This window comes from Sphingomonas sp. (assembly GCF_048595155.1).
Taxonomy (GTDB): domain Bacteria; phylum Pseudomonadota; class Alphaproteobacteria; order Sphingomonadales; family Sphingomonadaceae; genus Sphingomonas_I.
Genome location: NZ_JBMDXN010000111.1, coordinates 1 through 21,577, shown reverse-complemented (window position 1 = coordinate 21,577; position 21,577 = coordinate 1). Strand labels below are relative to the sequence as shown.

General features: G+C 64.0%; 29 protein-coding genes. 19 read left to right on the top strand and 10 right to left on the bottom strand.

The features are described 5' to 3' along the window. The first annotated feature begins 62 nt into the window (after positions 1-62). From ACOJSI_RS17985 to ACOJSI_RS17975, 3 genes are all read left to right on the top strand, one after another. Positions 63-362 (top strand): plasmid stabilization protein, encoded by a 300-nt coding sequence (locus ACOJSI_RS17985; RefSeq protein ID WP_420139687.1) that lies wholly within the window; start codon positions 63-65, stop codon positions 360-362. Between the two features lie 20 nt (positions 363-382). Then, entirely contained in the window at positions 383-1,156 is a 774-nt protein-coding gene (gene xth / locus ACOJSI_RS17980; RefSeq protein WP_420139686.1) for an exodeoxyribonuclease III, read from the top strand. Between the two features lie 64 nt (positions 1,157-1,220). Next, on the top strand, positions 1,221-2,348 hold the full coding sequence (locus ACOJSI_RS17975) for a diguanylate cyclase (RefSeq protein ID WP_420139685.1): 1,128 nt from the start codon (positions 1,221-1,223) through the stop codon (positions 2,346-2,348). Here the strand turns inward: ACOJSI_RS17975 and ACOJSI_RS17970 are convergent. Then, on the bottom strand, positions 2,345-3,280 hold the full coding sequence (locus ACOJSI_RS17970) for a ribose-phosphate pyrophosphokinase (RefSeq protein WP_420139684.1): 936 nt from the start codon (positions 3,278-3,280) through the stop codon (positions 2,345-2,347). The genes ACOJSI_RS17975 and ACOJSI_RS17970 overlap by 4 nt on opposite strands. Before the next feature lie 148 nt (positions 3,281-3,428). Between ACOJSI_RS17970 and ACOJSI_RS17965 the strand changes: the two genes are divergently transcribed. The 7 genes from ACOJSI_RS17965 to ribH are packed head-to-tail and all read left to right on the top strand — an operon-like array spanning position 3,429 to position 8,890. Further along, positions 3,429-3,923 carry a DUF2306 domain-containing protein gene (locus ACOJSI_RS17965; RefSeq protein WP_420139683.1) on the top strand — a complete coding sequence of 165 codons (495 nt, stop codon included), beginning with the start codon at positions 3,429-3,431 and terminating at the stop codon, positions 3,921-3,923. A 56-nt stretch (positions 3,924-3,979) separates the two neighbouring features. Next, the gene (locus ACOJSI_RS17960) at positions 3,980-5,317 is read left to right on the top strand and encodes a glutamate--tRNA ligase (RefSeq protein WP_420139784.1); all 1,338 of its coding nucleotides are present in this window, start codon (positions 3,980-3,982) and stop codon (positions 5,315-5,317) included. Between the two features lie 38 nt (positions 5,318-5,355). Further along, positions 5,356-5,691 carry a hypothetical protein gene (locus ACOJSI_RS17955; RefSeq protein WP_420139682.1) on the top strand — a complete coding sequence of 112 codons (336 nt, stop codon included), beginning with the start codon at positions 5,356-5,358 and terminating at the stop codon, positions 5,689-5,691. Further along, positions 5,688-6,653 carry a bifunctional diaminohydroxyphosphoribosylaminopyrimidine deaminase/5-amino-6-(5-phosphoribosylamino)uracil reductase RibD gene (gene ribD / locus ACOJSI_RS17950; protein WP_420139783.1) on the top strand — a complete coding sequence of 322 codons (966 nt, stop codon included), beginning with the start codon at positions 5,688-5,690 and terminating at the stop codon, positions 6,651-6,653. The genes ACOJSI_RS17955 and ribD overlap by 4 nt, the downstream gene beginning before the upstream one ends. 56 nt (positions 6,654-6,709) lie before the next feature. Continuing rightward, positions 6,710-7,330 carry a riboflavin synthase gene (locus tag ACOJSI_RS17945; RefSeq protein WP_420139681.1) on the top strand — a complete coding sequence of 207 codons (621 nt, stop codon included), beginning with the start codon at positions 6,710-6,712 and terminating at the stop codon, positions 7,328-7,330. Beyond that, the gene (gene ribB / locus ACOJSI_RS17940) at positions 7,320-8,471 is read left to right on the top strand and encodes a 3,4-dihydroxy-2-butanone-4-phosphate synthase (RefSeq protein WP_420139680.1); all 1,152 of its coding nucleotides are present in this window, start codon (positions 7,320-7,322) and stop codon (positions 8,469-8,471) included. The genes ACOJSI_RS17945 and ribB overlap by 11 nt, the downstream gene beginning before the upstream one ends. Then, positions 8,471-8,890, top strand: a complete 420-nt coding sequence (gene ribH / locus ACOJSI_RS17935) for a 6,7-dimethyl-8-ribityllumazine synthase (protein ID WP_420139679.1) — start codon at positions 8,471-8,473, stop codon at positions 8,888-8,890. The genes ribB and ribH overlap by 1 nt, the downstream gene beginning before the upstream one ends. 223 nt (positions 8,891-9,113) lie before the next feature. On the opposite strand, the gene ACOJSI_RS17930 is transcribed toward ribH, so the two are convergent. From ACOJSI_RS17930 to ACOJSI_RS17910, 5 genes are all read right to left on the bottom strand, one after another. Further along, entirely contained in the window at positions 9,114-9,719 is a 606-nt protein-coding gene (locus tag ACOJSI_RS17930) for a YceI family protein (RefSeq protein WP_420139678.1), read from the bottom strand. A gap of 88 nt (positions 9,720-9,807) precedes the next feature. Continuing rightward, positions 9,808-11,610, bottom strand: coding sequence for a translation elongation factor 4 (gene lepA, locus ACOJSI_RS17925; protein WP_420139677.1), 1,803 nt, complete (start codon positions 11,608-11,610; stop codon positions 9,808-9,810). 279 nt (positions 11,611-11,889) lie between these two features. Further along, a complete protein-coding gene (locus ACOJSI_RS17920; protein WP_420139676.1) occupies positions 11,890-12,198 on the bottom strand; it encodes an accessory factor UbiK family protein in 309 nt (102 codons plus the stop codon). Positions 12,199-12,258: 60 nt separating this feature from the next. Continuing rightward, positions 12,259-12,735 carry a TspO/MBR family protein gene (locus ACOJSI_RS17915; RefSeq protein ID WP_420139675.1) on the bottom strand — a complete coding sequence of 159 codons (477 nt, stop codon included), beginning with the start codon at positions 12,733-12,735 and terminating at the stop codon, positions 12,259-12,261. Continuing rightward, positions 12,732-13,481, bottom strand: coding sequence for a TlyA family RNA methyltransferase (locus tag ACOJSI_RS17910; protein ID WP_420139674.1), 750 nt, complete (start codon positions 13,479-13,481; stop codon positions 12,732-12,734). Before ACOJSI_RS17910 ends, ACOJSI_RS17915 begins: the two co-directional genes overlap by 4 nt. 119 nt (positions 13,482-13,600) lie before the next feature. On the opposite strand from ACOJSI_RS17910, the gene ACOJSI_RS17905 reads away from it, so the two are divergent. Continuing rightward, positions 13,601-14,164 (top strand): helix-turn-helix domain-containing protein, encoded by a 564-nt coding sequence (locus tag ACOJSI_RS17905; protein ID WP_420139673.1) that lies wholly within the window; start codon positions 13,601-13,603, stop codon positions 14,162-14,164. Positions 14,165-14,174: 10 nt separating this feature from the next. Here the strand turns inward: ACOJSI_RS17905 and ACOJSI_RS17900 are convergent, their stop codons facing one another. Beyond that, positions 14,175-14,450 (bottom strand): hypothetical protein, encoded by a 276-nt coding sequence (locus ACOJSI_RS17900; RefSeq protein WP_420139672.1) that lies wholly within the window; start codon positions 14,448-14,450, stop codon positions 14,175-14,177. A gap of 41 nt (positions 14,451-14,491) precedes the next feature. After that, positions 14,492-14,692 carry a DUF5818 domain-containing protein gene (locus ACOJSI_RS17895; protein ID WP_420139671.1) on the bottom strand — a complete coding sequence of 67 codons (201 nt, stop codon included), beginning with the start codon at positions 14,690-14,692 and terminating at the stop codon, positions 14,492-14,494. A gap of 148 nt (positions 14,693-14,840) precedes the next feature. On the opposite strand from ACOJSI_RS17895, the gene ACOJSI_RS17890 reads away from it, so the two are divergent. The 4 genes from ACOJSI_RS17890 (at position 14,841) to ACOJSI_RS17875 (ending at position 18,020) form a co-directional block, all read left to right on the top strand. Continuing rightward, the gene (locus ACOJSI_RS17890) at positions 14,841-15,380 is read left to right on the top strand and encodes a hemerythrin domain-containing protein (protein ID WP_420139670.1); all 540 of its coding nucleotides are present in this window, start codon (positions 14,841-14,843) and stop codon (positions 15,378-15,380) included. A 118-nt stretch (positions 15,381-15,498) separates the two neighbouring features. Further along, entirely contained in the window at positions 15,499-15,861 is a 363-nt protein-coding gene (locus ACOJSI_RS17885) for an RcnB family protein (protein ID WP_420139669.1), read from the top strand. Positions 15,862-15,936: 75 nt separating this feature from the next. Continuing rightward, positions 15,937-16,656, top strand: coding sequence for a response regulator (locus ACOJSI_RS17880; protein WP_420139668.1), 720 nt, complete (start codon positions 15,937-15,939; stop codon positions 16,654-16,656). A 32-nt stretch (positions 16,657-16,688) separates the two neighbouring features. Further along, entirely contained in the window at positions 16,689-18,020 is a 1,332-nt protein-coding gene (locus ACOJSI_RS17875) for a sensor histidine kinase (RefSeq protein WP_420139667.1), read from the top strand. Here ACOJSI_RS17875 and ACOJSI_RS17870 read toward each other — a convergent pair. Next, on the bottom strand, positions 17,974-18,597 hold the full coding sequence (locus ACOJSI_RS17870; protein ID WP_420139666.1) for a phosphatase PAP2 family protein: 624 nt from the start codon (positions 18,595-18,597) through the stop codon (positions 17,974-17,976). The genes ACOJSI_RS17875 and ACOJSI_RS17870 overlap by 47 nt on opposite strands. 78 nt (positions 18,598-18,675) lie before the next feature. Here ACOJSI_RS17870 and ACOJSI_RS17865 point away from each other — a divergent pair, with 78 nt between their 5' ends. Further along, entirely contained in the window at positions 18,676-19,011 is a 336-nt protein-coding gene (locus tag ACOJSI_RS17865) for a hypothetical protein (RefSeq protein ID WP_420139665.1), read from the top strand. 39 nt (positions 19,012-19,050) lie between these two features. Here ACOJSI_RS17865 and ACOJSI_RS17860 read toward each other — a convergent pair whose 3' ends face one another. Beyond that, a complete protein-coding gene (locus ACOJSI_RS17860) occupies positions 19,051-19,521 on the bottom strand; it encodes an Lrp/AsnC family transcriptional regulator (protein ID WP_420139664.1) in 471 nt (156 codons plus the stop codon). A 94-nt stretch (positions 19,522-19,615) separates the two neighbouring features. On the opposite strand from ACOJSI_RS17860, the gene phhA reads away from it, so the two are divergent. From phhA to ACOJSI_RS17845, 3 genes are all read left to right on the top strand, one after another. Continuing rightward, positions 19,616-20,488: a phenylalanine 4-monooxygenase gene (gene phhA / locus ACOJSI_RS17855; protein ID WP_420139663.1), complete on the top strand. Its 873-nt coding sequence runs from the start codon at positions 19,616-19,618 to the stop codon at positions 20,486-20,488. Between the two features lie 153 nt (positions 20,489-20,641). Next, on the top strand, positions 20,642-21,139 hold the full coding sequence (locus ACOJSI_RS17850; protein WP_420139662.1) for a MarR family winged helix-turn-helix transcriptional regulator: 498 nt from the start codon (positions 20,642-20,644) through the stop codon (positions 21,137-21,139). Next, a partial coding sequence (locus ACOJSI_RS17845; protein WP_420139661.1) for a TonB-dependent receptor plug domain-containing protein occupies positions 21,136-21,577 on the top strand: 442 nt, incomplete at its 3' end. The genes ACOJSI_RS17850 and ACOJSI_RS17845, both read left to right, overlap by 4 nt.

Below are 21,577 nucleotides of genomic sequence, written 5' to 3'. Positions count from 1 at the left end.
TACAGAAGCCCGGAAACGGCAATGCGGCCGCGCGTTATCCCATTAATGCAAGGAGATGGACGATGCCCCGCGGCGACAAGGACGCTTATACGGATAAGCAGAAGCGCAAGGCCGGACATATCGAGGAAAGTTACGAAGAGCGTGGCGTCCCCAAGAAGACCGCTGAGGCGCGCGCGTGGGCAACGGTGAACAAGGAATCCGGAGGCGGCAACAAATCTGGCTCCGGGCGCGGCAAGCCCGACAATCATTCGGCCTCTTCCCGCGGCGGCCGTGCGAATAAGTCGGGTTCGCCCGAGCAAAGATCAGCCGCAGCCCGCAAGGGCTGGGTCACGCGGCGCAAGAACCAGGGAAAATCATCGTAACCGCTGACGCGTAGCAAGCGGTGAAGATCGCAACCTATAACGTCAACGGCGTAAACGGCCGGCTGCCCGTGCTGCTGCGCTGGCTTGCCGAGGCGCAGCCGGACGTCGTCTGCTTGCAGGAGCTGAAGGCGCCTGACGACAAGTTCCCGGAGCAAGCGATCCGCGAGGCCGGCTATCAGGCGATCTGGCACGGCCAGAAAAGCTGGAACGGCGTTGCCATTCTGAGCCGGATCGGAGCGATCCATGAAACCATGCGCGGCTTGCCGGACGATCCCACCGATCAGCAGAGCCGCTATATCGAGGCGGCCGTCAACGGCATCCTGATCGCAGCGCTGTATCTCCCCAACGGCAACCCAAAGCCGGGCCCGAAATTCGACTATAAGCTACGCTGGTTCGATCGTCTGATCGATCATGCGGAGACGCTGGCAACGAGTGGACTGCCCGCTATCCTGGCGGGCGACTTCAACGTGGTGCCGACCGAGCGTGACGTCTACAAACCTGAACGGTGGATGGATGATGCGCTGTTCGCGCCGGAGGCACGGGCGGCCTACTTCCGCTTGCTGGAACAGGGTTGGACCGACGCGTTACGCACATGTCACCCGACCGAGACCATCTACACATTCTGGGATTATTTCAGGAACGCTTACGGCCGTAATGCCGGCCTGCGGCTCGACCATATCCTATTAAGCCCGGCCTTGGCGGAGCGGCTGAAGGAGGCCCAGGTCGATGCCCAGGTCCGCGGCTGGGAGAAGACCAGCGACCACGCGCCGGTCTGGGTCAGATTGCGCAACTAGCACCCAATTGGGCGCAAAAGTCTGATCATCCGCCGTCCAACTAAGGTATAGCCGCGCCATCTGTATGTTTGTGCACACGCCCGATATCCCCACACTGCGACTATGCAGCCTGCTGGCAACGCTATCCTACGCGACCATCTTCCTTGTGCTGTGGGCGCGGCGGCGAAACGAAACCTACCTGCTTTATTGGGGGATGAGTTCAGCTCTGTACGCGGCCGGCCTGCTCGGTTTCGAAACGCTGAATGCGCTCTATGCGCCGATCGGCGCGGCGCTGAATTACGGGATCGTTGCCCTATCCGATTTTCTGCTGCTGATGGGCATGCGGCGCTTCGACGGGAAACGCCCATTCGCCCTCTGGATGACGGTGCCGATCCTCGGTTCCATGATCGGCGTCGCCTTGCCGCTAATGGCCATAGCCGATCCTGCGGCCGCGCTCATGACAAGCCACATCACCGGCGCGCTGGCGCTGGGCGGCTGCATGGTTATTTGCGCCTGCGCTATCCTGCTTAGCGGCGATCGCGAGACCGGTACGCCGCGCAAGATCGTGGCCTTCGGCATGCTGCTCTACGGCCCGACCTACCTGCTTTCGATCTGGATCGAAATACGGGGACCGCTCGGTGCCGGCATGCTCGACCTGCTTCCCATGCTGCAGGATCAGGTGCTCCTGGGGGTCCTTAACCTTGGCCTGCTGGCAACGCCGTGGGAACGAGCGCTGCGCGAGGTGACCGACGCCGCCTACCGGGATCCGCTGACCGGTGCCTGGAACAGAACGGCATTCAAGCAGCAGGAAGCAGCGCTGGCGCTCCCGCAGAACAGCCTGTTCTTGATCGACATCGATCATTTCAAGACGATCAACGATACCTATGGCCATGCCGCGGGCGATGCCGTGCTGACCACCTTCGCCGCGCGGATCGAGGCGGTGGCACGGGCGCGCGACGGCATGTTCGTGCGCTTGGGCGGCGACGAGTTCGTGCTGGTCGCCCCCACGGCCGACGACACCGATGCGCTGGCGCTGGCGGAGCAGGTGCGAACCGTGCCCGATCTGACGGGCTCCGGCCTGCCCCGCTATTCGCTGTGCATCGGGCTTTCCCGCGTCCACGGAGGAGAGACGACGCTTTCCTTGGCAATGGCCCGGGCGGACCGTTCGCTCTACCGGGCCAAGGCCGCCGGCCGTGATCAGGTCGCGGCCTAGTCGAACAGGCTGGAGACCGAGCTCTCGTCGGAGATGCGCTTGATCGCCTCGGCCAGCAGCGGGGCGATCGGCAGCAGGCGGATCTTGCTGGAATCGCGCACGGCATCCAGCGGCTGGATCGAATCGGTGATAACCAGCTCGGTCAGTTGCGATCCTTCGACCCGCGCGACCGCGCCGCCCGAAAGCACGCCATGCGTGACGTAAGCCACCACATCTTCCGCACCCGCCTCACGCAGTGCGGCGGCGGCATTGCACAACGTGCCGGCGCTATCGACGATGTCGTCGACCAGGATGCAAAAGCGCCCCTCGACATCGCCGATAATGTTCATGACCTCGCTTTCGCCCGGCTTTTCACGCCGTTTGTCGACGATCGCCAGCGGCGCATTGGCGAGCCGCTTGGATAGGGCGCGGGCGCGGACGACACCGCCGACGTCGGGCGAAACGACCATCAGGTTGCGCTTGCCGAAGCGGGCCTGGATATCGGCCGAAATGACGGGCGCAGCGTAGAGGTTGTCCGTCGGGATATCGAAGAAACCCTGGATCTGGCCCGCGTGAAGATCGACTGACAGCACGCGATCCGCGCCGGCGACAGTGATGAGGTTGGCCACGAGCTTGGCCGAGATCGGCGTGCGCGGCCCGGGCTTACGATCCTGCCGAGCGTAGCCGAAATAGGGAATGACCGCCGTGATGCGCTTGGCCGAAGCCCGTCGCAGCGCATCGATGCAGATCAGCAATTCCATAAGATTGTCGTTGGTGGGATAGCCGGTCGACTGAAGCACGAACACGTCCTCTCCGCGGACATTCTCGTGAATCTCGACGAACACTTCCTCGTCGGCAAAACGCCGTACCGAGGCATCGGTCAGGCCGATCTCCAGATAATCGGCGATCGCCGTGGCAAGCACGCGGTTGGCGTTGCCGGTCATCAACTTCATGCGCGGGCTTCCTTTCGAACCGGGCTCCTAGCGGCAGGTCCGCGCGCGGGGAAGAGCCGGCGGGATAAACCGTATACATGGCCTGCGAGAGCTTGGCACAGATGCGTGTCTCTGCCACCAAGGGCGCGGGGAATTCAGGGGGCATAAAGTGACCACGATAACGGCCGGCACATGGACGTATCCGCGCAGCGTCCGCGATCCGCTGCTGGCGGCGGCGGGCCTGCTGCTCGTGTTGTTGGTTGCGGCGTTCGGCCGTCATCTCGGCCAACCACCAGTGGCCATGGGCCCATGGATGACCGTACATCTGCTGACGATCATCCCGGCGGTCCCGCTCGGCGCGGTCATGCTGCTGCGGCCGAAAGGGGATCGCCTCCATCGACTGATCGGCCGTGTCTGGGTGGCGCTGATGATGATCGCCGCGCTGGCGAGCTTCGGCGTGCGCCACCTGACGGGGCATCTCAGCCTGATCCACATCCTGTCGGTCGTCACCCTGCTGGCGCTGCCTCGCGCAATCCTGGATGCGCGTGCGGGCCGGATCGCCCGTCATCGGCGGACCATGACCATCGTCTACGCGGCCTTGGTAATTGCCGGCTATTTCACGCTGATACCCACACGGACGCTGGGTGGATTCCTGTTCGGCTGAGCACGAAGCACGGCTGGCACAGGCCGCGTAGAAGCGGCTAAGGGCACAGGATGACCATCGTTGTGACCCGTTTCGCGCCCTCCCCCACCGGACGGCTGCATGTCGGCAATATTCGCGCCGCGCTGCATAACATGCTGTGGGCCCGCAAACATGGCGGCCGCTTCCTGCTCCGGCTCGACGATACCGATCTGGCACGATCGACCGAAGCCTATGCCGACGCGATCCATGCCGATCTCCACTGGCTGGGCTTGGCGCCGGACGCTGCCTTCAAACAGTCCGAGCGGTTCGCCTTATACGAGGCGCGGTTCGATGCTTTGCGCGCTGCGGGCCGGGTCTACCCGGCGTATGAAAGCAGCGAGGAATTGGAGCTGAAGCGCAAGATCCTGGCGGGACGCGGTCTGCCCCCGATCTACGATCGCGCTGCATTGGCGCTGACCGACGCGGATCGCGCAGCGCTGGAAGCCGATGGCAAGCGCCCGCACTGGCGGTTCAAGCTGGATCATGATGCGACGATCACCTGGAACGATCTGATCCGCGGCCCGCAGCATCTGGATCCCAAATTGCAGTCGGACCCGGTGATCCGGCGTGCCGACGGGAGCTGGCTCTACATGCTGCCCAGCGTGATCGACGATATCGACATGGGCGTCACGCACATCGTGCGCGGCGAGGACCATGTCACCAATGCCGGCCTGCAGCTGCAGATGTTTGAAGCGCTCGGCGCGCCCGCACCCGCCTTTGCCCATGAGGCGCTTTTGGTCGGCAGCGAAGGCAAATTGTCGAAGCGTCTCGGCTCGCTCGGCGCAGATGCGTTCCGCGAAGACGGGATCGAGCCGTTGGCGCTCAATGCGCTGCTGGCACGGATCGGGACCAGCGATCCGGTCGAGGCGGTCGCCGACATGACGCCCTTGATCGAAGGCATCGATTTCGGCCGCTTCGGCCGGGCGCCGGCGCGCTTCGACATGGAAGAACTGCGCACGCTGAACGCGCGCACGATCCATATGATGGATTTTGCGACAGTGCGGCACCGCCTGCCGCTGGGGATGAGCGAAGCCTTGTGGCTGGCGGTCCGGCCGAACCTGGATAAGATCGACGACGCCGCAGCCTGGCTGCAGGTCGTGGAGCATCGCATCGATTGCCCCGCGATTGATCCGGCCGATCGGGACTATCTGCAGGCCGCCGCCGAAGCGGCCGGCAAGATCGAATGGAACGAGGATCCCTGGCACGCCCTGACTGGCTTGCTGAAGGCGCAGACCGGCCGGAAGGGCCGTGCCTTGTTCCTGCCGCTCCGTGTGGCGCTGACCGGCCAGGAGCATGGCCCGGACATGAAGGCGTTGCTGCCGCTGATCGGTCGTGAGCGTGCTGCCGAGCGTTTGGCGGCCGCTGCCATCGCCTAGGGCTGGCAACCAGCCCGGTCTGCGATTATCTTGGGTCCATGGCTTTCTTCCCCCGCCCGGCCCATCCCCGCGCCGTACTGGCCGACGTCCGCCGGCTGTGGGCGACGAGTACGCGTCGCTACAAGCTCGTCTTCGGCACAGCCGCGATCGCGGTGACGTCGCTGTTGGTGACCATGTTCGTGGTGGAATCGCGGTGGGGCGTGATGCCGGAAGGTCCGCAGATCGTCTATGCCGCCGACTGGCCGGTTAGCCGCACCGATGCGGAGATCAAGGATCAGCAGCGCAAGGATGCGATGGAAAATCGCAAGTTGGCCGATGAACGCCGCCATCAGTGGCAGAAGCTGGACAAGAGCCTCGAGAGGCTCGGCCTCTGACCCAGGACGCGCGGTTCATGGCCGCCGCGATCGCGCTCGCTGAGCGCGGACGTGGGCGGACCGCGCCCAATCCGAATGTCGGTTGCATCATCGTCCGGGACGGCAGAGTCATCGGACGCGGCTGGACCCAGCCTGGCGGGCGCCCCCATGCCGAGGCAATGGCATTGGCGCAGGCCGGAGCTTCTGTCGAGGGCGCGACCGTCTACGTAACGCTGGAGCCCTGCGCGCATCACAGCATCCGCGGGCCGGCATGTTCCGACCTGCTGGTCGCCGCCAAACCAGCCCGCGTGGTGGCCGCGATCGTAGACCCCGATCCGCGGACCGCAGGCGCAGGCTTTGCCCGGCTGCGTGGCGCCGGCATCACGGTCGTCGAGGGTGTACTCGCGGAGGCGGCACGGCGGAGCATGGCCGGCTTCCTGATCCGTCAGGCGCAAGGTCGGCCGAGGGTGACGCTCAAGCTGGCGATGTCGCTCGACGGCATGATCGCACGAGCGAACGGCGAGAGCCGCTGGATCACCGGCGCGGCGGCCCGCGCGCACGGCCATCTCGAACGCAGCCGCCATGAGGCGATCCTGGTCGGGCGCGGCACGGTGGAGGCAGACTCGCCGCGGCTCGACGTGCGACTGCCGGGGCTGGAGGAACGGTCGCCCCGACGCATACTTTTATCATCGTCATCCGGTCCAAGTGCGTGGGAGGCGATCACGGCCCCGTCCGAAATTGCAGCGCTCGCAGGCGTCGATCACCTGATGGTCGAGGGTGGCGCCCAGACGGCGGCTGCCTTCCTGCGGACCGACCTGGTCGACCGACTGCTTCTCTATCGTGCGCCGATCCTGATCGGCGCGGGCAGGCCGGCGCTGGGAGATATTGGGCTGAATTCGCTTGCCGAGGCGCATGGCCGATGGAAAATGACCGACAGCCGGATGCTTGGCATCGACCGGCTCGAAGTCTACGAGCGCGCTTAGCCCTCATCAGGAAAGGTTGTTCGACTTTTCCGCCCCGGTGAGGCGCAGAGGAAGATATGTTCACGGGCATCATCACCGATATCGGCCGGATTACCGGCGTGGAGCATCGCGGCGACCTGCGGCTGCGGATCGCCACCGCCTACGATACGGCCAGCATTGATCTGGGCGCTTCGATCGCCTGCTCCGGCGTGTGCCTGACCGTCGTCGACAAGGCGCCGGGCTGGTTCGCCGTCGAAGTATCGGCCGAAACCCTGTCGCGCACGGCCGGATCCTGGCAGGAGGGCACCCCGCTGAACCTGGAGCGTGCCCTGCGGGTTGGCGACGAGCTCGGCGGTCATATCGTGACCGGCCATGTCGATGGTGTCGGAACTGTGGTCGAGGTGCTGCCCGAGGGCGACAGTACGCGCGTCGTGGTGGAGGCGCCACAGGCGCTCGCCCCCTATATCGCGGCGAAGGGCTCCGTTGCGCTCGACGGCATCTCGCTGACCGTGAACGAGGTGTCGGACCTTGCCGGCGGCGGCGTGCGGTTCGGCCTCAACATCATCCCGCATACGCAGCAGATGACGACTTGGGGCGACATCGCGCCGGGCCGGCAGCTCAATATCGAAATCGACGTGTTGGCACGCTATCTGGGCCGCATGGAACAATTGCGCCCGAGGATCGCGCATGTCGACTAATCCCAACGTAGCGCGTCTGCGCCACGCTTTCCTCTCGACCCCAGAAGAGGTGATCGAAGAGGCGCGCAACGGGCGTATGTTCATCCTTGTCGACGATGAGGATCGGGAAAATGAGGGCGACCTCATCATCCCGGCGCAGATGGCGACTCCGGACGCGATCAATTTCATGGCGACGCATGGCCGCGGCCTGATCTGCCTGGCGCTGGCCAAGACCCGCGTCGAGCAACTCGGCCTGCCGCTGATGAGCCGGCACAACGGCACGCGCCACGAGACCGCCTTCACCGTCTCGATCGAGGCGCGCACCGGCGTGACGACCGGTATTTCCGCGGCCGATCGCGCGCGCACCATCGCCGTCGCCATCGATGCCGCGAACGGCCCGGAAGAAATCGTCAGCCCGGGCCATGTCTTCCCGCTGGTTGCCCGCGAAGGCGGGGTGCTGGTGCGCGCCGGGCATACCGAAGCGGCGGTGGACGTCTCGCGTCTGGCCGGGCTCAATCCGTCCGGTGTGATCTGCGAGATCATGAATGACGATGGCAGCATGTCGCGGCTCGACGACCTCGTCGCCTTTGCCCAGCGCCATGGCCTCAAGATCGGCACGATCCGAGACCTGATCGCCTATCGCCGCCGCCATGACCACTTGGTCGAGAAGCGCGCCACGACCCGGTTCACCAGCCGGTGGGGCGGCGAGTGGAACGCAATCAGCTTCTACAATAAGGCTACGGGCGACGAGCAGGTGGCACTGGTCAAGGGCCAGGTCGATCCGAGCAAGCCGACCTTGGTGCGCATGCATGCCCAGGCCTTGTTCTCCGATATGTTTGGTGAGGAAGGGCCGCGCGCCGGCATGCTGGCGCGTTCGATGGAGATTATCGGGCAAGAAGGCAGCGGCGTCATCGTCGTGCTCAACAAGCCGATGGTCGGCGGTCTTCTCAGCCAAGTGGTTGCCGCAAAGGGCAGCAGCAACGGCACCCCCGATCCGGAGGAATTGCGCGATTATGGCGTCGGCGCGCAGATCCTGACCGAGCTTGGCGTTCAGGACATGATCCTGCTGACCAATTCGCACCACACGTTGGTCGCGCTCGACGGCTATGGCCTGTCGATTGTGGGCGAACGTCCTATCCCCTGTTCCGAGAAAGAGGCCTGATGGCACGTTTCCTGATCGCCGAAGCGCGATTCTACGCGCATCTCAACGACCTGCTGCTGGAAGGCGCGCGCGCCGCACTGGAAGAGGCTGGCCATAGCCATGAGACGGTGACCGTGCCCGGCGCGCTTGAGATCCCGGCCGCGATCGCAATGGCGGCTGAGACCGGTCGCTATGACGGGTTCGTCGCGCTCGGCGTGATCATCCGCGGCGAGACCTATCATTTCGAAGTCGTCTCCAACGAAAGCGCGCGGGGTCTGATGGCGCTGACGCTCGACGGCATTCCGATCGGCAACGGCATCCTGACCGTCGAGGACGAAGCCCAGGCGCTGGCGCGCGCGCGGCCGACCGAGAAGGATAAAGGCGGCGAGGCGGCCAAGGCGTCGATCGCGATGCTGGACCTGAAGCAGCGATTCGCCTGAATCCACCCGGTGAGTTAGCGACCTCCTGCTGCCATACCCGCTAAATCCGCCTGTCGCGTGGCGGAGAGCGATATGGACCCCAGCCTACGCTGGGGTGACGGCTTCCCCTCCCGCAAGCCATCCGTCATCCCAGCGTAGGCTGGAATCCATTCCGCGGCCAGGCACAAGCGCGGGATAGACGCCAGCCTGTGCCCCGTTGACGCGTTGGGGCGCCGGCGCCCCCCTAGGCCGGCTGCTCGAACGCCGCCGAAATGTCGATCTTCACCTCATCGGATACCAGCGGCAGCACTGCGTTGATACCGAACTCGCTGCGCTTCAGCGTTCCGGTCGCGGTGAAGCCGACCGTGCGCTTGCCCATCATCGTGCCCGCGCCAACGAAGCTCGCTTCAAGCGTGAGCGGGCGGGTGACGCCATGCATGGTCAGCTTGCCGACGATCGTGGCACGGGTGCCGCGGAAGGTCACGCGGTCCGAAACGAACGTCATCGCGGGATATTTGGCGGGATCGAAGAACATCGGCGAACGCAGCTCGTCGGTCAGCTTCTGGACGGGCGTCCAGGCCGTGCCCGTCGGCACGCTGATCGAGACCCGCGTTTCGGCAGGCTTGGCCGGGTTAAGATCCAGCGTTCCCGACGCGTCGCTGAACGAACCGGAATACGGCGTGAAGCCCATGTGCATGACGCTGAAATGGATCTGCGTATGCTTGGGTTCGACGGTGTAATGACCGGGAAGCGCCAGCTTTACGTCCGGCTTGCCGGGCACTTCCTTCGGCATCTGCGCCACGATCGGGGTCGCAACCGCAAGGGCTAAGGCGAAGAAGGTCACGCGCATGATCAGGCTCCCGTTGGAGGCGCATGTGAGTGCGCCTCATTCCGGGCCCGGCTTAATTGAATTCCGCTCACACGGACAGAGGGTGGCTTTACTCTTCGCCCATCCGAAGCGCGGCGATGAAAGCCTCCTGCGGGATGCTGACATTGCCATATTCGCGCATCCGCTTCTTGCCCTCTTTCTGCTTGTCGAGCAGCTTGCGCTTGCGGCTCGCGTCCCCGCCATAGCATTTGGCGGTCACGTCCTTACGCATCGCCGCGATCGTCTCGCGTGCGATCACCTTGCCGCCGATCGCCGCCTGGATCGGGATCTTGAACAGATGGCGGGGGATCAGATCCTTGAGCCGCTCGCACATGCCGCGCCCGCGCGCTTCCGCGGCGGCGCGGTGGACGATCATGCTCAGCGCATCGACCGGCTCTTCGTTTACCAGGATCTGCATCTTGACGAGGTCACCCTCGCGATAGCCGATCTGGTGATAATCGAAGCTGGCATAGCCGCGGCTGATCGACTTCAGCCTATCGTAAAAGTCGAACACGACCTCGTTGAGCGGCAATTCGTAGGTAAGCTGCGCGCGGCCGCTGACATAGGTCAGGTTCTTCTGGATGCCGCGACGGTCCTGGCAGAGCTTGAGGATCGAGCCGAGATATTCGTCGGGCACATAGATCGTCGCTTCGATCCACGGCTCCTCGATGCTCTCGATCCGGTTCGGGTCAGGCATGTCGGCGGGGTTATGCAGCTCCAGCGTGTGCGCATCCTCGGTCTTCGAATGCGACAGATGGATGTGATAGACCACGGAGGGCGCGGTGGTGATCAGATCCAGATCATATTCGCGCATCAGCCGTTCCTGGATGATTTCCAGGTGCAGCAGGCCGAGGAAGCCGCAGCGGAAGCCGAAACCGAGCGCCGCCGAGGTCTCCATTTCGAAACTGAAGCTGGCGTCGTTCAGCCGCAGTTTGGAAATGCTGTCGCGCAGTTTCTCGAAATCGTTCGCGTCGGTCGGGAACAGGCCGCAGAAGACGACCGGCTGGACCTCCTTGAAGCCGGGCAAAGGCTCGGCCGCAGGCTTCTTGGCATCAGTGATCGTATCACCGACGCGCGTCTCCGTGATTTCCTTGATCTGCGCGGTGATGAAGCCGATCTCGCCCGGCCCGAGATCCGTCAATTGTTCGATCTTCGGCCGGAAGCAGCCGACGCGATCGACCAGATGCTGGGTGCCGCCCGCCATGAAGGCGATCTGCTGCCCCTTCTTGAGCACGCCTTCCATGACCCGCACGAGAATGACGACGCCGAGATAGGGGTCGTACCAGCTGTCGACGAGCATCGCCTTCAGCGGCGCGGTGGCATCACCCTTCGGCGCCGGGATCTTGGCGACGATCGCGTCCAAAATCTCGTCGATGCCGATGCCCGACTTGGCCGAGGCCAGCACCGCCTCCGACGCGTCGAGCCCGATCACTTCCTCGATCTCATGCCGCACCTTTTCGGGTTCGGCCGCCGGCAGATCGATCTTGTTGATGACCGGGACGATCTCATGATCATATTCGATCGACTGGTAGACGTTGGCGAGGGTTTGCGCCTCCACGCCCTGCGCTGCATCGACCACCAGCAGGGCGCCTACACATGCGGCGAGGCTGCGCGAGACCTCGTAGGCGAAATCGACATGGCCCGGCGTGTCCATCAGGTTGAGGACATGCCCCTTCCAGTCGAGGCGCACGGTCTGCGCCTTGATGGTGATTCCGCGCTCCTTCTCGATATCCATATTATCGAGGACCTGCGCTGACATTTCGCGCTCGGAGAGGCCGCCGGTACGCTGGATCAGGCGATCGGCAAGCGTCGACTTGCCATGATCGATATGCGCGATGATCGAGAAATTACGGATCTTGTCGAGGGGAGTCATGGCGCGCGCCTAGCAGGCGCGCGCGCGGGCCGCAAAGGTAGCGATACTCTTCGGCTTTCATCATCCCGGCACAGACGTGAATTCCGGCGTTGTGCCGCCGGCCTTGTCACCCAGGAAAGCCGCGTGGACGCAGCTTAGCCGCGTGACCGTAAGGGGGTTCCTGAAGCGTCATCCCAGCGCAGGCTGGGATCCACGGACCTCACCTCTGGCGCACGGCCCATGGAGAGGGCGTGGACCCCAGCCTGCGCTGGGGTGACGGTATTAAGCTAGAGGATTTGCTTACTTCCCGCCAGACTTGGCCGCCGGACCATCCTCGCCGGAGGTGGCGTCATAGCTGGCCGGCGCCGCACCTGGATCCTTGGCGGCGGCAAGTTCGGCCTTGAGCGCGGCGACTTCGTCGCGCGCGGCGGCGGCCATGGCCTTGACCGCTTCGAATTCCTCGCGGCTGACGAAATCGAAGCCACCGACCCACTGCTTGAACTTTTCGCGGGCATTACCCTCGGCTTCGCGGCCCATGCCCGCCACCGTGCCGGCAAAGCCATTTGCCATCTTCACCAGATCTTCGAAAAATTTGTTCTCGCTCTGCATGGCCGTGACTCCTGAACCGGGTTGAAGGCGAAGTGTGTTAGTCGGCTAAATGGGTGGCGCTTAGACGTTTGGCAAGTTCAGCCGCACGATCGCCGCGTTGAGTGCGGATGCCAGCAGCAACCAGCCGAGATAGGGCAACAGCAATATGCCTGCGGTCGGCTGGATCCGCCAGAAAGTGACGCTTGTCGCCGCCACTGCGCCAAACAGGACGACGATGATGGCGAGGCCGGCACGCGCCTGGTGCAGGCCGAAGAAGACCGGCGACCAGGCCAGGTTGAGCAGCAACTGGATCACGAACAGGCCGATCGCGATATTGCGGAGCGGGTGCTGCGTTTCCAACACGAGGCCGAGCGCCACGCCCATCAGAATGTAGAGCGTGGTCCAGGCGACGGGAAACGCCCAACCCGGCGGCATGAAACTGGGCTTGGCCAGCCGATCGAACCACGGATTGCCATAGCCGGAATTGCTGAGCCAGCCGGACGCCATGCCCAGCAGCAGGATCACGGGAACCGTGATCATCCAGGCGGACAATTTCATGGCGTCTCTCCTCTGGTCGCCGCGAGCAGGAATTCGACATTCCCCTCCGGCCCCGTAATCGGGCTTCGTTCAATCCCCGCAACGACCCAGCCCTCGCCTTCGATCCAGGCGCGCACGTCCTCACACACGCGGGCGTGGACGCCTGGATCGCGCACGACCCCGCCTTTCCCCACTTCATCACGTCCCGCCTCGAACTGCGGTTTGATCAGCGCGATCAGCCGGCCGTTCGGCTTAGCGAACCGGATCGGACGATCGAGCACCTTGGCGAGCCCGATGAAACTGGCGTCGCAGACGATAAGGTCGATCGGCTCGGGGATTTCCGCCTCGGTCAGGTTACGTGCATTGGTCTTTTCCAGCACCACGACCCGATCATCCTGGCGTAGTTTCCAGGCGAGCTGGTTGGTCCCGCTATCGACCGCATAGACGCGGGCCGCGCCACGCGTGAGCAGGACATCGGTAAATCCTCCGGTCGATGAGCCTACGTCGATCGCCACCGCCCCGGTGACATCCCATCCGAAATGCCCAAGGGCATGATCAAGCTTGATGCCGCCCCGCGACACCCAGGGATGATCGCGACCCCGAACATCCAGCGGTGCATCCACCGCAATCTGCTCACCGGCCTTGGCGAGCTTGCGTTCGCCCGAGAAAACGAGCCCGGCCAGGATCAACGACTGGGCGCGAGTGCGACTTTCGACAAGGCCGCGATCGACCAGCAACTGATCCGCGCGGAGACGGGAAACCTTCATGGCGATGATCCTAGCCGATCGCGGCGGTTTGCGCATCGATACTGTCAACAGCCGGTACACCCTTGCCAAGCGCATCATTACCTGATTCAACCAACCTCATTGGTTAGGAGTAGTGGCTGATGATAGCCTGTATCCGCGAAGTGCGTCTGGCCAAGGGGTTAACCTTGCTGGATGTCGCCGCGCGTTGCGATCCCCCGACCACGGCGCAGACGATCGGGCGGCTGGAGACGGGAACGCGCACCGTAAGTGTCGGCTGGCTCAACCGGATCGCCGCCGCGCTGGGGGTTGCGGCAGCCGATCTGGTACAGCTGCCCGCCAAGGCCGAACTGCCGGTGCGCGCGCTACTCACGCGGGACGGCGCGCGGGTGCCGGGCAAGACACTGTCGGCAACACCGCCCCAGCCGGGCCCCGACAGCCTCGTCATCCTGGTGGAACAAGGCGTCGGCGATTATCGGGCGGGCGATGCGATCTGGTGCGAGCAAGTGGAGCGCGACCATTTCACGCGGGCGCTCAATCGGGATGTGCTGGTGCCGCGCCCCGGCGGCCGACTGGCTTTCGGGCGCATGATCGGCATGGATGGCAACAAGCTGCTGCTGCTGCCGCTGACCAGCGGCGCCCGGCAAACCGTCATCGCCGATGCGCCGTGGCTGGCAGTGGCCCGCCGCCTGGTGCGCGAGCTTTAGGACGAAAGCGTCAGCCGGGGTCGCAGGCGCGGTAATCGCCGTCCTGACAGGCCTCGACACGGCGGCGCCACCGCTCCCGCGCACGCTGATAGGCGGCCTGCGCATCGCGATATCGATCCATCGCTGCGGCATTGGTGGCGTTGCGAGAATCGACCCGATCGGCGGCGTTGCGATTCAGCTGTTCGGTGCGGAGGCGATCGGCACGATGCTCGGCATCCTCGTCCTCCGCCTGCGCGAAGGCCGTGGTGGACAGAAGCGCCAGCGCTGCAGCAAGCAAGGTCCGCATGAAGCAGGCCTAAAACACGCCCGCTTGCTCTCCGCTGAATGTCAGATCAGCGATACGCCATCGACGTCGATCAGATCGGCACCGACATAGGTTCCGATCAGCTTCACGCGCTTTTCCACTTCGTCGATTGGCGTACGCCGCAGGTCGAGCGCAAAGCGGCCACCGACATCGCGTCGCAGGTAAAAGCTGCCGCCCTCACGCAGCAGCAGCCCCGTTTCTTCTATTCGCTGTCCGATTTGCATGCGGCGGCCTTACCGCTCCCGCGGCATCGGGCGCCATTGCGAACCGTGCAGCCGCTTCATCGCGCCATGCACTGTTGCAGCGCTACGACAACCTAGAGCAAGCGGCGAGGGAACCATGCCGCCGCCGTCTCGCTTAGCGGCAGGGAGCATGCCGTTCCGCACTGGAGAAATCGTCTTGGAAATCACGCAACTTATTCTCGACGACCATGCCGAACAGCGTCGCTTGTTCGCGATGCTGGACGAGATCGACCGGTCGGACACCGCCGCATTGAGCGCGATTTGGCGCCGGCTGCGCGCGCTGCTCGACACCCATGCCGAGGCGGAGGAGCGTTTCTTCTATCCGGATCTGCTGAAGATCGGCGATGGGGCGGCCGATGCGGACAGCGCCGAGGATGAAACCGAGGACGCGATCGAAGATCATAATGAGATACGCGACACCGGCGCGGCGGTCGACAAAGAGGAGGTTGGTAGCGACGCATGGTTCGCCGCGCTCGATGCGTGCAACAAAGCGAATGGCGATCATATGGCTGAGGAGGAACGGCAAGGGCTGGCCGACTTCCGCCGGCGGGCCGATCAAAGTCTCAGCCATGATCTAGCGGTGCGCTTCGCCGCGTTCGAAGCGGATCATCTGACCGGCGTCCGGCCCGTCAACAAGGATCCCGAAGATTATATCGAGGCCCACTCTTGACCGGCGCGATCTTGCGACAATTTGCGACAAAGTAGTGCTCTGCCCGACAAAGGCTTGCGACAAGCGGGGTCCATTTAGTCCTCAGCGCCGATGATCGGCGTCGATGAGGAGATGAGAGATGAAGAAGTTCCTTCTTGCCGCCGTAGCCGCTTCCGTGGTTGCCGGTCCGGTTATGGCACAGCCTTTCGGCCATAATGATCGTGGCCGCCACGAACAGCGTTGGGACAATCGCGGCCATGACAATCGTGGTCAGTTCAATCGGTACGACAAGCGCAATCAGGTTCAATATCGCAACTGGCGCCGGGGCGAGCGCTTCGACTATCGCTACGCTCGCAACTACCGGGTGATTTCCAGCCCGCGTCATTATCGCCTGCACGACGCGCCGCGCGGCTATCGTTGGGTTCAGTCGGGCAATGATGCGCTGCTGATCGGTATCACCAGCGGCGTGATCGCGTCCGTTCTGGCCAATGCGATCTACTAAGCCACAGCAAGGCCCCGCGGCTGCGAAGCCGCGGGGCCTTCGCTTTGCCGACGTAGCTGCGCTACGGAACCGGCCGTGACCGATCAACCGCACATCCTGCTGATCGACGATGATCGCGATATTCGCGATCCGCTGGCGTCCTATCTCACCAAGAATGAGATGCGTGTCACCAAGGCGGACAGCGCTGCGGCGGCACGGGAGATCCTGGCGGTGCATGCCATCGACTTGGTCCTGCTCGATATCATGATGCCGGGCGAAGACGGGCTGTCGCTCGCCCGCTTCCTGCGCGCGACGACGCAATTGCCGGTGATCCTGCTCACTGCCAAGGCGGAAGAGATGGACCGCATCATCGGCCTGGAGATCGGCGCGGACGATTATGTGACGAAGCCCTTTTCCCCCCGCGAACTGGTGGCCCGCATCAAAGCGGTGCTGCGCCGCACCGGCGGGGCCGGCGGCGAAGTCCGCGCACCGGACGCGCAGGGATTCGCTTTCGCCGATTGGATCCTGCGCACCGGCGAGCGGGAACTGCTCGGCGCAGACGGCGTGGCCGTGCCGCTCTCCACCGGCGAATATAATCTGCTCCACGCGTTCGTTACACATCCCAAGCGCGTACTGACCCGTGACCAATTGCTGGACCTGAGCGCCGGGCGGGAGCTCGCCGCGTTCGAGCGTAGCATCGACAATCATATCAGCCGCCTGCGCCGCAAGGTGGAGGCCGATCCGGCAGACCCCAAATTGATCAAGACGATCTGGGGCGGCGGCTACATGCTCGCCGCCGAGGTTCGGCGGATATGAGGCGGTTTTTACCGACCAGCCTTGCTGGGCAAATGGCTTTGCTGCTCGGCTTTGCGTTGCTGGTGGCGCAGCTGGCCAACTTCGCGTTGATCCTGAACGAGCGGCAGAAGCTCAGCCTGGCCAGGACGGAGGGCCCGGCCATCGCAACCTTCGCGGCGGTCGCGGACGATTATGGCGACGCCGCGCCGATCTTCCGCAAGGCGGTGATCGAGGATCAGAGCCGGCGGGGCGCCCGCTTCGCCGCAGCCGCCACCAGCGGCATCGCGGACAAGGATCGGGATGCGGCGCTGGAATCGCAGCTGCGCACGGCGCTGATCAAAGCGGGCGCCCCGGCGCAAGCCATCCGCGCCGCGCGTGGCGGCGATGCGCAGATCAGCCTGCGGACCGGGCGGCGACGCGATTTCCCCCCCGATCTTCAGTTGTTGCGTTTCGCAACGCGTCAGCAGGATGGCAGCTGGCTGACCGCGCGCATCGCGACCGCAAAGCGCGATCCGCTGCTCGCCGTGCGCCTGGGTGCGGCAACCGTCCTGCTCTATCTGTTGGTATTAGGCGCCACCATCTGGATCGCGATTCGGATCGCTCGCCCATTGCGTAACCTGACCCGCGCGGCGATCCGCTTTCAGGGACGCGGCGACCCTATCTCGGTGCCCTCGCGTGGGCCCAGCGATGTCGCGCAGGCCATCGAAGCGTTCAACGCAATGGGCCAGCGTATGACCCGGCTGCTGGACGAGAAGGATCATATGCTCGGCGCGATCGGGCATGATCTGCGAACGCCGCTGGCCTCGCTGCGCATCCGTATCGAGACGATGGAGCCGGCGGAGGAGCGCGACGCGGCGATCGCAAAGGTCATGGAGATGACCGCGATGCTGGAGGACATATTGGTGCTGGCTCGGACCGGGCGGGCACGCGAGAGCGCCCGCGACGTGGATCTGACAGCCTTGGCGGAGGCAGTGGTCGAGGAATATCGAGAGATGGGTCAGCCCGTCACCTTGGGCCCATCCACCCGCCAGGTTGCATCGGTGCAGCCTGATCTGGTGCGACGCGCGCTGCGCAATCTGATCGATAATGCTGTCAAATATGCCGGTGGTGCGGCTGTCACAGTCGAAGCAGCGGACGGTGGCATCCTGCTGAGCGTTGCGGATACCGGCCCCGGCATCCCGGCGGAGGCCCGCGATCGGGTGATGCGCCCGTTCCAGCGGCTGGAGGATTCCCGCAATCGCGACACGGGTGGCGCCGGGCTTGGGCTGGCGATCGCCACCAGCGTGGCGGAAAGCCATGGCGGGCGCCTCATCCTCGCCGATAATCACCCCAAGGGTCTTAAGGCCTCGATCCGTCTTCCGACGACAAGGCCGGCACGCGCCTGACGCGCACCGGTGTATGGATCCGGAGCGCCAAGCCAAGCCACAGCAGCCCGACACCCCATCCGGCAAGGACGTCGCCTGGCCAATGCACGGCAAGTGCAAGACGCGTCCAACCGATGGTTAACGCCGCCAAAAAGGCCAGGAAAAAGGCAGGCCGACCGCCGATGACGACGGCGAGCGCGAGACAGGTCATCAGCGTGCCGGCGGCGTGCGAGCTCGGGAAGCTCCACGATTGCACCAGTTCGAGCCGATCGATCAGCGGCGGCCGCGGCCGCGTTACGACGAGCTTCAGCCCTTCCACCGCCAGCCGCCCGGTGGCCACGGTCGCAAATAGCCACAACGCTTCGCCCGCCCGGCGGCGAACCAGAAGGATCCCGATCGCCAGAAATCCGACCGGCCCCATTACGCCAAAGCCCCCTAGGGCCGACAAGAACACCACCGTTGACGTCCATGCCGTGCCCCGCAGGCGGAAGAAGTGGTGAAGCGGCAGATCCCATCCGGCCTGCCAGCTGACAACACCCGCCAGGACAAGCAGCAGGCCCACGATCAGGAAGAGGGAGGATGTACGCGGCTGGATCACAGCGGCCGTGTGTCACATCTTCTACTTGCCCGCCAGCCGATCACGCGTTTCTATCGCAACGCACCAGGGAGACTAGGAATGTCGCAATCCACTCAGATCCTGCGTCGTTGGGCGTCGCGCATCCGTACCGAGGATGAAGCCGCCTACATCGCCTATATCGGCGACACCGGGTTGGCGGATTACCGCGCCACTCCGGGAAACCTGGGCGCGCAGATGCTGCTGCGGACACTGGGCGACGGCACCAGCGAGGTGACGACCCTGAGTTGGTGGACCGATATGGACGCGATCCGCGCCTTCGCCGGTGATGCGATTGAAACGGCCCGCTACTATCCGGATGACGATCGCTTCCTGCTCGATAAGCCGGAGCATGTCGAACATCACCGTATCGTGGCGGGGCAATTGCCTGGGAAATGAGCGTTTCCGCACTTGGCGTGCAGCTCCCAGGGGATACGCTTACACGGGCAATGCTGTGGTGTATTTCGTGGTCGAGAGCGCGAAATGGGATGCCGCGCCCCCGACGGAGGGATGCTCCAGCAACGTCCGCATGAGGAATTGCTCATAATCGGCGACGTCAGCTGACACGATGCGGAGCAGATAATCCCATTCCCCCGACATGGAATAGCATTCCATAACCTCCGGCCGGGTGCGCACAAACGCCTCGAACTGCGCCCTCACCTCGCGCGCATGGCTGCGGACGCGGATGTTGCAGATCACGTTAACACCGCGCCCTACCTTTTCCGGATCCACCAGCCGGACATTGGCGGTAAGCACGCCCGCATGCTCCAGGGCCCGGATCCTGCGCCAACAGGAGGCCGGGGACGAGCCGACCCGTTCCGCTAGGTCCGCATGACTGATTGCAGCATCCTTCTGCAACTGATCGACAATGCGCCGGTCCAGCGACTCCAGCCCGAAACTGTTTTTCATCATTCCTGGCTTTTTTGAATCTACATTTCGTTTCCCGGCATAAATCCGACGAGATAGAAAGGCAAATTCGGCTACCACATGCGATTTTGTATCCATGGCAGACACCGATTTGCAACGCCCCGCTCATGCCAACGCGGATTGGTCCATCCCGCAGGATTGGGCATCTTATTCGGCTGTCGAACATGCGACATGGGATCGCCTGTTCGCGCGCCAGGCAAAGATGCTGCCAGGACGCGCGGTGCCGGAGTTTCTGGAAGGGCTGGAGGTACTCCGCATGTCCAAGCCCGGCATTCCTGACTTCAACGAGCTGAACGAACGACTGATGCAGGCCACCGGCTGGCAGGTGCTGGCGGTGCCGGGGCTCGTGCCGGATGACGTCTTCTTCAATCACCTCGCCGAGCGGCGTTTCGTCGCGGGTCGATTCATCCGCACGCCGGAGCAGCTCGATTACCTGCAGGAGCCCGACATTTTCCACGACGTCTTCGGCCATGTGCCGCTGCTCGCGAATCCCGTCTTTGCCGATTATATGCAAGCCTATGGCAAAGGCGGCCAGCGCGCCGCGGGCGCCGGAGCGATCAGCAAACTGGCAAGACTTTACTGGTATACCGTCGAATTCGGCTTGGTCCGCTCCGCGGAAGGGCTACGCATCTATGGGGCAGGGATCGTCTCCTCCTATGGAGAATCGATATTCGCGCTCGATGACGCTTCGCCCAATCGACTGGGCTTCGATCTCAGGCGTTTGATGCGCACCCAGTATCGCATCGACGATTATCAACAGACCTACTTCGTCATCGACAGCTTCGACGATCTCCTGCGCGCGACCCTGGAGACGGATTTCGGGCCGCTTTATGCGGAACTGGAAACAATGCCGGACGTGCCGGTCGAGACGATCCTGACGAGCGACCACGTCTATACGCGTGGCACCCAGGCTTATGCGCGCCAGAAGGATGCGCACGAGCAGGCTTAGGGCAGGCGTTGCGGGCCAAGCATCCTGCCCAAAGCGACAAATTGCGCAGCAATGGCGGCAACACCCGCAGTCGCGCTTGCTTAAATGTATGTCACGCGTACTATAGCAGAAGATAAGAGCGCGATACCAAGCCGCGCGAACAGGGTGAGGACAATGCCAAACGCGCGCGATGCCATGTTCGGCGTCATCGCCGAGCGGCTGGGCTATCAGCTCCGCCGGCTCGACATCATGGCGATGAGCGCCTTGTTCGAGGCGCTGTCGCACATCGGCGTCACGCCCGGCCGCGCCACCGCCCTCATCTTCATCAGTCTGCACGAAGGCTGCGACCAGAATGCGCTCGGCCGCGCGCTCGGCATCAACCGCGCCAGCACGATGGCGACGGTGAATGCACTGGTCGCGATCGGCGCGGCCGAACGCCGTCCGGGACGAGACCGGCGGACCAATGCTCTGCACCTGACCGAGCCGGGGCGCCGGCTGTGCGCCGAGGTGGAGCAGGTCACGGCCGATCATGATGCGGATTTCTTCGGCGTGCTGAGTGCCGAGGAGAAGGCGACGCTCGATCATCTCATCCGCAAGGTACGCGCGCTCAATGCTCCGGGTGGGCAGCGCGTGGATACAACAACCCGGGCAATCCTGAGGAGGATCAAATGAGGGGGATTTATCGCGCGGGCCTGTTATCAGGCATCGCTTTGCTAGCGACATCAGCCGCGCATGCACAGGAAGTGGGCGCGCCGCCCGCCTCGGCGGCGCAGCCCGTCGCTTCGGCCGATCAGGACGTCACCGGCAATGACATCGTGGTAACCGCACGGCGTACGTCGGAGCGCCTGCAGGACGTGCCGGTCGCTGTCACCGCCTTCGGCGGCGCCGCTTTGGCCAGCCGCAATGTCGACACGCTCGACCAGATCGCCAAATACACGCCGAACATTCGTTTCGATGGCGCCGCGGCGCTTTCCGGCGGCAATTACAATGCCACCGTCTTCATCCGTGGCGTTGGCCAGAACGATTTCGCTATCTTCTCCGATCCAGGCGTCGGCTTCTATGTCGACGACGTTTATTATGCGCGTTCCATCGGCGGCGTGATGGACGCTG

Excerpts from the sequence above, each read along its gene's own strand:
- ACOJSI_RS17985 (WP_420139687.1), top strand. The coding sequence starts at position 63 with ATGCCCCGCGGCGACAAGGACGCTTATACGGATAAGCAGAAGCGCAAG.
- ACOJSI_RS17975 (WP_420139685.1), top strand. The coding sequence starts at position 1,221 with ATGTTTGTGCACACGCCCGATATCCCCACACTGCGACTATGCAGCCTG.
- ACOJSI_RS17970 (WP_420139684.1), bottom strand. The coding sequence starts at position 3,280 with ATGAAGTTGATGACCGGCAACGCCAACCGCGTGCTTGCCACGGCGATC.
- ACOJSI_RS17955 (WP_420139682.1), top strand. The coding sequence starts at position 5,356 with ATGGCTTTCTTCCCCCGCCCGGCCCATCCCCGCGCCGTACTGGCCGAC.
- ACOJSI_RS17945 (WP_420139681.1), top strand. The coding sequence starts at position 6,710 with ATGTTCACGGGCATCATCACCGATATCGGCCGGATTACCGGCGTGGAG.
- ribB (WP_420139680.1), top strand. The coding sequence starts at position 7,320 with ATGTCGACTAATCCCAACGTAGCGCGTCTGCGCCACGCTTTCCTCTCG.
- ribH (WP_420139679.1), top strand. The coding sequence starts at position 8,471 with ATGGCACGTTTCCTGATCGCCGAAGCGCGATTCTACGCGCATCTCAAC.
- ACOJSI_RS17930 (WP_420139678.1), bottom strand. The coding sequence starts at position 9,719 with ATGCGCGTGACCTTCTTCGCCTTAGCCCTTGCGGTTGCGACCCCGATC.
- lepA (WP_420139677.1), bottom strand. The coding sequence starts at position 11,610 with ATGACTCCCCTCGACAAGATCCGTAATTTCTCGATCATCGCGCATATC.
- ACOJSI_RS17920 (WP_420139676.1), bottom strand. The coding sequence starts at position 12,198 with ATGCAGAGCGAGAACAAATTTTTCGAAGATCTGGTGAAGATGGCAAAT.
- ACOJSI_RS17915 (WP_420139675.1), bottom strand. The coding sequence starts at position 12,735 with ATGAAATTGTCCGCCTGGATGATCACGGTTCCCGTGATCCTGCTGCTG.
- ACOJSI_RS17910 (WP_420139674.1), bottom strand. The coding sequence starts at position 13,481 with ATGAAGGTTTCCCGTCTCCGCGCGGATCAGTTGCTGGTCGATCGCGGC.
- ACOJSI_RS17905 (WP_420139673.1), top strand. The coding sequence starts at position 13,601 with ATGATAGCCTGTATCCGCGAAGTGCGTCTGGCCAAGGGGTTAACCTTG.
- ACOJSI_RS17900 (WP_420139672.1), bottom strand. The coding sequence starts at position 14,450 with ATGCGGACCTTGCTTGCTGCAGCGCTGGCGCTTCTGTCCACCACGGCC.
- ACOJSI_RS17895 (WP_420139671.1), bottom strand. The coding sequence starts at position 14,692 with ATGCAAATCGGACAGCGAATAGAAGAAACGGGGCTGCTGCTGCGTGAG.
- ACOJSI_RS17890 (WP_420139670.1), top strand. The coding sequence starts at position 14,841 with ATGCCGTTCCGCACTGGAGAAATCGTCTTGGAAATCACGCAACTTATT.
- ACOJSI_RS17885 (WP_420139669.1), top strand. The coding sequence starts at position 15,499 with ATGAAGAAGTTCCTTCTTGCCGCCGTAGCCGCTTCCGTGGTTGCCGGT.
- ACOJSI_RS17875 (WP_420139667.1), top strand. The coding sequence starts at position 16,689 with ATGGCTTTGCTGCTCGGCTTTGCGTTGCTGGTGGCGCAGCTGGCCAAC.
- ACOJSI_RS17865 (WP_420139665.1), top strand. The coding sequence starts at position 18,676 with ATGTCGCAATCCACTCAGATCCTGCGTCGTTGGGCGTCGCGCATCCGT.
- ACOJSI_RS17860 (WP_420139664.1), bottom strand. The coding sequence starts at position 19,521 with ATGAAAAACAGTTTCGGGCTGGAGTCGCTGGACCGGCGCATTGTCGAT.
- phhA (WP_420139663.1), top strand. The coding sequence starts at position 19,616 with ATGGCAGACACCGATTTGCAACGCCCCGCTCATGCCAACGCGGATTGG.
- ACOJSI_RS17850 (WP_420139662.1), top strand. The coding sequence starts at position 20,642 with ATGCCAAACGCGCGCGATGCCATGTTCGGCGTCATCGCCGAGCGGCTG.